Source organism: Kitasatospora sp. NPDC094019 (assembly GCF_044764505.1).
Lineage (GTDB): Bacteria > Actinomycetota > Actinomycetes > Streptomycetales > Streptomycetaceae > Kitasatospora.
This window is the reverse complement of the sequence record NZ_JBIWIF010000016.1, coordinates 211,790-218,055: the sequence shown is the minus strand read 5'-3', so window position 1 is coordinate 218,055 and position 6,266 is coordinate 211,790. Positions and strand designations below refer to the sequence as shown.

Here is a 6,266-nt window from a genome sequence, read left to right as displayed (position 1 = left end):
GCTACAAGCAGCGCAACACCGTCGAGCGCTGCTTCCAGAAGCTCAAGACCTGGCGCGGCCTGGCCACCAGGTACGACAAGAGCCCGGAAAGCTACACGGCTGGCCTACACCTTCGCGGATCGATCATGTGGTTGAAGCTCCTGACCTCAACCACATGATCCCAATCCTCAACAGCACCTAGCAGTCCCAGCCGTCCGCCTCCGCCGCCACCGCGGCGGCCGGTGCGCCGACGGCCAGGAAGGAGTCGCCCGCCATCCCGGCGGCCAGTGTGGTGCCGTCCGCCGGGTCGATCAGGAGGAACGCGCCGGTACGCCGGGAGTCGGCGTAGGAGTCGAGCGCGAGCGGTTCGGCCGTACGCACCCTGACCCGCCCGATGTCGTTGGCGACGAGGCTTCCCGGCTCCGGGTGCTGGGAGAGGTCGTCGAGCGTGAGACGGGACGGGATGTCCTCGACGATCGCCTTCACGGTGCGGGTGGTGTGCTTGAGCAGCACCCGCCGGCCGACGGTGAGCGGGCTGTCCGCGAGATGGCAGACGGTGGCCTCGACCTCCTTGGTGATCCGCGGCGGCCGGGGCCCGGCGGTGAGCATGTCGCCCCGGCCGACATCGATCTCGTCGGCGAGCCGGACGCTGAGGGAGGCGCCCGCGGCGACCTCGTCGGCCGGCTGCCCGAGCACGTCGAGCGCGGCGACGGTGGTGACCCGGCCGGAGGGCTGCACGGTCACCGCCTCGCCCACCCGGAGCCGGCCGCCGAGCAGTTGGCCCGCGTAGTGGCGCTCCCCCCGGTGCCGGAGGACCAGTTGGACCGGGAACCGGACGGAGCCCTCGGCGGCGGCGTCCCCGACCTCCACCGTCTCCAGGTGCTCCAGCACGGTGGGGCCGCCGTACCAGTCCATGTGCGCGGAGGGTTCGACGACGTTGTCCCCGGCCAGCGCGGAGATCGGGACGGCGAGCACGTCCCCGATGCCCAGTGAGGTGGCGTAGGAGGTGAACTCGGCGGCGATGGCGGCGAAGGCGGGCTCCGCGTAGTCGACCAGGTCCATCTTGTTGACCGCGAGCACGACGTGCGGGACGCGCAGCAGGGCGGCGACGGCGGCGTGGCGGCGGGTCTGCTCGACCACGCCGTTGCGGGCGTCGACCAGGACGACGGCGAGTTCGGCGGTGGAGGCGCCGGTGACCATGTTGCGGGTGTACTGCACGTGGCCGGGGGTGTCGGCGAGGATGAACCGCCGCCGGGGGGTGGCGAAGTAGCGGTGGGCGACGTCGATGGTGATGCCCTGCTCGCGCTCGGCGCGCAGGCCGTCGGTGAGCAGCGCCAGGTCCGGCACCTCTGCGCCGCGCGAGCGGGAGGCGTGCTCGACGGCCTCCATCTGGTCGGCGAGCACGGACTTGGAGTCGTGCAGCAGCCGGCCGACGAGCGTGGACTTGCCGTCGTCGACGGATCCGGCGGTGGCGAAGCGCAGCAGCGAGGTGGCGGACGGCCCGAGGACGGCGGGGTAGTCGGCGGTGGCGGGGTGACTGGTCATCTCTAGAAGTACCCTTCGCGCTTGCGGTCTTCCATCGCCGCTTCGGAGAGCTTGTCGTCGGCGCGGGTGGCGCCGCGCTCGGTGAGACGGGAGGCGGCGATCTCGGCGATGACCTTCTCGATGGTGGTCGCGTCGGAGTCGACGGCGCCGGTGCACGACATGTCGCCGACCGTGCGGTAGCGGATCAGCCGGGTCTCGACCGGCTCGTCCGCCGCCGGTCCGCCCCAGTCCCCCGCCGTCAGCCACATGCCGGCCCGCCGGAAGACCGGCCGCTCGTGGGCGTAGTAGATCGCCGGGAGGTCGATCTTCTCCCGCGCGATGTACTGCCAGACGTCCAGTTCGGTCCAGTTGGACAGCGGGAAGACCCGGACGTGCTCGCCGGGCGCGTGGCGGCCGTTGTACAGCTGCCAGAGTTCGGGGCGCTGGCGGCGCGGGTCCCACTGCGAGAACTCGTCGCGCAGCGAGAACACCCGTTCCTTGGCGCGGGCCTTCTCCTCGTCGCGCCGACCGCCTCCGAAGACGGCGTCGAAGCGCTCGGTGCGGATCCGGTCGGTGAGCGGCACGGTCTGGAGCGGGTTGCGGGTGCCGTCGGGGCGTTCGCGCAGCACGCCCCGGTCGATGTAGTCCTGCACGGAGGCGACGTGCAGCCGCAGTCCGCGTTCGGCCACCACCCGGTCGCGGTACTCGATGACCTCGGGGAAGTTGTGGCCGGTGTCGACGTGCAGCAGTGCGAACGGCACGGCGGCGGGCGCGAACGCCTTCAGCGCCAGGTGCAGCATGACGATGGAGTCCTTGCCGCCGGAGAACAGGATCACCGGGCGCTCGAACTCCCCCGCGACCTCGCGGACGATGTGCACCGCCTCGGACTCCAGGGCGTCCAGGTGGCCGAGGGCGGAGAGGTCCTCCGTCATCGTGCCGATCGGGCGGGGGTTCATGTCAGCCGCCTTTCCGCCAGCAGGTTCAGCAGGGCCGACGCCGATTCGGCGACCGACTGCTCGTGCGCGGGGATGCGCAGATCGGGGTCGGACGGGGCCTCGTAGGGGTCGTCGACGCCGGTCAGTCCGGTGAGTTCCCCGGCGGCCTGCCGGGCGTAGAGACCCTTGACGTCGCGTTCGGCGCAGGTGCTCGACGGCGTGGCGACGTGGATCTCCAGGTAGAGCGTGCGGGAGGCGTCGTGCCGCTCCCGCACGGCCTGCCGGCTGTCCGCGTAGGGTGCGATGGCCGGGACCAGCACCAGCACGCCGTTGCGGGCCAGCACTTCCGCGACCAGGCCCAGGCGCTGCACATTGGTGTACCGGTCCGCGCGGCCGAAGCCGAGGCCGGAGGAGAGGGTGAGGCGGAACTCGTCGCCGTCGAGCACCTCCACCCGGCGGCCGTCGCCGCGCAGCCGCTCGGCCGCGGCGTGGGCGATCGTGGTCTTTCCCGAACTGGGCAGGCCCGTCAGCCACACCGTCGCACCGCACTCGCAGGCGCGTGTCGTCGGGCTGGTCGGCAACTCCGTTTCCACCGGCGTGTCGCTCTCTCTAGAGGTCCAGAAGTCCACGGTCCAGAAGCCCCCGGGGCCGGGGGTCCGCAGGTCCACAAGGTGGGGCGGCCCGGCTCAGGCGGTCTCGGCCAGCCGGTCGAAGAGGTCCCGCACCGGCACCTCGGGGTCGTCGGCCGCGACCGCCAGCGCGGTCAGCCACTGCCGCAGCACGAGTGCCGCCTCGTCGGCGGTGAAGAAGTCGAGGGCGTAGTCGGCCCGGACGTCCCAGCCGTCGCCGTCCGCGACCACGTACTGGAGCCAGTCGAACTTCGCCGCCGCACCGCCGACGTGCACCCGCTCGCAGCGCAGCCCGGGCAGCTCCAGCCGGCTCGGCGACTGGTCGAGGACGAGGCAGATCCGGCTCAGGTGCGCACCGGACAGCACGCCCCGGGTGCGGCCGACGCCGCCGCCGAGCCGGGCGTAGGGCACGTTGCGGTGTCTGAGCACCTCCAGCGAGCCGCGTTTGGCGGCGGCGCAGACCGCGGCGAAGGTGGCGTCGGCGGGGACGCGGTGACGGACCGGGAGGAGGTCGGTCAGACAGCCGAAGACACCGTCGAGGTCGGGCTCGCCGCGGCGGGACACCGGGGTGCCGATCACCACGTCCTCGCCGTTCAGCGCCGCGGCGGTGACGGCCGTGCAGGTGCTCATCAGGACGTGCGGCGTGGTGCGCAGCGCGCGGGCCGCCGCGCGGACGGCGTCGCCCAGCGGGGCGGGCACGGTGGTCCGCACGGTGTCGCAGCCGGAGCCGCGCCGGGCGGCGAGCGGCCTCGGGCGGGGCGGCAGTTGGGCGAGGGGCGTGGCCCCGGCCAGGAAGTCGGCCCAGAACGCGAGGTCGGCCGGGGCGACGCCCGCCGCCCGGGCGCGGACGGCGTGTTCGCCGAGGAGGAGCGCGGGCGGTTCCAGCCCGGCCGGCGGGCCGCCGGTCTCCTCGGTGTACAGGGCGGACAGCTCCTGGTCGAGCAGCACCAGGGAGGCGTCGTCGACGGCGACGTGGTGGATCTGCAGCAGCAGCACGTGTTCGTCGGGCGCACGGTCGTAGAGGGTGAACCGGGCCGGCGAGCGGGTCAGGTCGAGCGGTCGCTGCCCGGCCCGCCGGAGCGTCGGGTGCAGCTCCCCGCCGGGCCAGGGGAGGCGTTCCAGCGGGACGGTGCCGACCGGGTCGACGCGCTGCTCCGGGCCGTCGTCGCCGAGGTCGAACCCGCTGCGGAGCACGGCGTGCCGCGCGACCACGGCGGCCAGGGCGCGTTCCAGGGCGGGGACGTCGAGCGGCCCCAGGATGCGCTGGGCCCAGGTCTCCAGGAACGGCGAGGGGTCGCCCAGGAACCGGTCGGCGATCCACAGCGCCTCCTGTTCCCAGGTCTGCGGGAATGCGCGCATCAGTGGGGGCGCCTCTCCAGAGCCGACAGGTCGACCTTGCCGTTGTCGCGCCGGGGCAGGTCGTCCAACCGCTCGAAGCGGCCGGGCACGGCGTAGGCCGGGAGCATGCCGCCGAGCCTCCGGCGGACGTCCCGGGGGGAGAGTTCGGCACCCTCCGCCAGGGTGTAGACCAGCGCGATGTGCTCGACCGTCCCGCCGGCGTCGGTGCGCGCGACGGCGGCGCAGGCGCGGATCTCCGGCAGCGCGGCGGCGGCGGCCTCGATGTCGCCGAGCTCGATCCGGTTGCCGCTGAGCTTGACCTGCCGGTCCCGGCGGCCGTGGTAGTGCAGGATGCCGTCCGCGTCGAACGAGCCGAGGTCGCCGGTGCGCAGGGCGCGGCGCCGCTCGCCGTCGGACTCCAGCAGCGGGAACCGCTCGCGGGTCAGGGTCTCGTTGCCCAGGTACCCGAGCGCCACGCCGGGGCCGAGGGCGACGATCTCACCGCGTTCGCCGCGCGGCGCGGGCGTGCCGTCCTCGCGCAGCAGCAGCACGGTGGTGCCGGGGACCGGCCGGCCGACCGGGATGCCGGTGGGGACGGCGGTGTCGGCCGGGCGCATCCGGTGCACGGTGGTCAGCATGCAGTTCTCGGCCGGGCCGAAGCCGTTCCAGAGCGGCAGGTCGGGGAAGCGCTCCAGGAAGCGCGCGACGTGCCGGGGGGACTGCTTCTCGCCGCCGACGTAGAGGGTGCCCAGGCCGTCGAAGGCGTCCGGGTCCTCGTCGACGACCAGGTTGAACAGGGAGGTGGTCAGCCAGAGCGTGTCCACGCCCTCGTCGGCGACGAGGGCCCGCAGCCGGCCGGGCATCAGATGGCTCTCCTCGACGACGACGCAGGTGCCGCCGGTGGTCAGCTGGCCCCACAGCTCGAAGGCGTACATGTCCCAGGCGCCGGGCGCGACCTGCGCGGTGGTGTGGCCGGGCCCGAAGCCGTCCAGCCCGCCCGGGCCGAACATCCGGGTCACGGCCCGGTGCGGGATCAGCACCCCCTTGGGCACGCCCGTGCTGCCGGAGGTGAAGAACACCGTGGCCAGGTCGTCCGGGGCGGCGGTCACCGGGGTGAACGGTTCGGTCGGCGCCCCGGCGGCGAGCGCGGCCAGCGGTCCGGGGGCGAGGGTCCGGGTGACGCCGAGCGGCTCGCCGCCGGGCCGGCCGACCACGACCGGGTCGTCGAGCTGGCCGAGGATCGCGGCGATCCGGCTCGCGGGCCAGCGCGGGTCGAGGGTGGCGTAGGCGGCGCCGCTCATCAGCACACCGAGCTGGAGCGCGATCAGCTGGGCGCCGCGCGGCAGCAGCAGCGGGACGATGTCCCCGGGCCGCACGCCCCAGGCGGTCAGCCGGGCGGCCAGGACCCGGGCCGCCGAGGTGAGGGTCCGGTAGTCGGTCCGCTCGCCGCCCTGGACCAGGGCGGGGGCCCCGGGCGCCCGGTCGGCGTGGGCGGCCACCGCGGCGTGCACGCTCCGCGGCGACGGGACGTCGGTGGCGGCGGTCATTCCGCACCGAGCCGGATCTGCTCGGCGAAGTCGGCCAGTTCGTCGTACTCCAGCAACCAGGCGGGGTCGACCTTGAGTCCGAGCCGGCGCTCGATCCGGGCGCAGATGCGGATGGCCGCCAGTGAGGTGCCGCCGAAGTCGTAGAAGCTGTCGCGGCGGCCCACCAGATCGACGCCGAGCACCTCGGCCATGACGTCGGCCACCTGCTGCTCCAGCTCGTCGGTGGGCGGCTCGTACTCGGCCTTGCACACGACGTCGCGGTTCTCGGTCACGGGATCTCCTCTTCTCGGCTTCGACTGCGGCTTCGACTGGGG

Annotated in this window: 6 protein-coding genes and 1 pseudogene; 1 reads left to right on the top strand and 6 read right to left on the bottom strand. The window is 73.9% G+C overall.

Features of this window, described 5'->3' with window-relative positions:
• Positions 1-158 (top strand): annotated as a pseudogene (locus ACIQ9P_RS30215) (IS5/IS1182 family transposase); the annotation flags it as partial.
• Positions 159-177: 19 nt separating this feature from the next.
• On the opposite strand, the gene ACIQ9P_RS30210 reads toward ACIQ9P_RS30215, so the two are convergent.
• The 6 genes from ACIQ9P_RS30210 to ACIQ9P_RS30185 all read right to left on the bottom strand — a co-directional run bounded on the left by ACIQ9P_RS30210 (position 178) and on the right by ACIQ9P_RS30185 (position 6,224).
• Positions 178-1,524 (bottom strand): sulfate adenylyltransferase subunit 1, encoded by a 1,347-nt coding sequence (locus tag ACIQ9P_RS30210; RefSeq protein WP_402363036.1) that lies wholly within the window; start codon positions 1,522-1,524, stop codon positions 178-180.
• A gap of 2 nt (positions 1,525-1,526) precedes the next feature.
• Positions 1,527-2,459 carry a sulfate adenylyltransferase subunit CysD gene (cysD, locus tag ACIQ9P_RS30205; RefSeq protein WP_402363033.1) on the bottom strand — a complete coding sequence of 311 codons (933 nt, stop codon included), beginning with the start codon at positions 2,457-2,459 and terminating at the stop codon, positions 1,527-1,529.
• A complete protein-coding gene (cysC, locus tag ACIQ9P_RS30200; protein WP_402363053.1) occupies positions 2,456-3,019 on the bottom strand; it encodes an adenylyl-sulfate kinase in 564 nt (187 codons plus the stop codon). Before cysC ends, cysD begins: the two co-directional genes overlap by 4 nt.
• A 105-nt stretch (positions 3,020-3,124) precedes the next feature.
• On the bottom strand, positions 3,125-4,426 hold the full coding sequence (locus ACIQ9P_RS30195; RefSeq protein ID WP_402363030.1) for a condensation domain-containing protein: 1,302 nt from the start codon (positions 4,424-4,426) through the stop codon (positions 3,125-3,127).
• Positions 4,426-5,952, bottom strand: coding sequence for an amino acid adenylation domain-containing protein (locus tag ACIQ9P_RS30190; RefSeq protein WP_402363027.1), 1,527 nt, complete (start codon positions 5,950-5,952; stop codon positions 4,426-4,428). The genes ACIQ9P_RS30195 and ACIQ9P_RS30190 overlap by 1 nt, the downstream gene beginning before the upstream one ends.
• The gene (locus ACIQ9P_RS30185) at positions 5,949-6,224 is read right to left on the bottom strand and encodes a phosphopantetheine-binding protein (RefSeq protein WP_402363024.1); all 276 of its coding nucleotides are present in this window, start codon (positions 6,222-6,224) and stop codon (positions 5,949-5,951) included. The genes ACIQ9P_RS30190 and ACIQ9P_RS30185 overlap by 4 nt, the downstream gene beginning before the upstream one ends.
• Between the last annotated feature and the right edge of the window lie 42 nt (positions 6,225-6,266).

Coding starts and splice junctions, on each gene's coding strand:
- ACIQ9P_RS30210 (WP_402363036.1), bottom strand. CDS start 1,524: ATGACCAGTCACCCCGCCACCGCCGACTACCCCGCCGTCCTCGGGCCG.
- cysD (WP_402363033.1), bottom strand. CDS start 2,459: ATGAACCCCCGCCCGATCGGCACGATGACGGAGGACCTCTCCGCCCTC.
- ACIQ9P_RS30195 (WP_402363030.1), bottom strand. CDS start 4,426: ATGCGCGCATTCCCGCAGACCTGGGAACAGGAGGCGCTGTGGATCGCC.
- ACIQ9P_RS30190 (WP_402363027.1), bottom strand. CDS start 5,952: ATGACCGCCGCCACCGACGTCCCGTCGCCGCGGAGCGTGCACGCCGCG.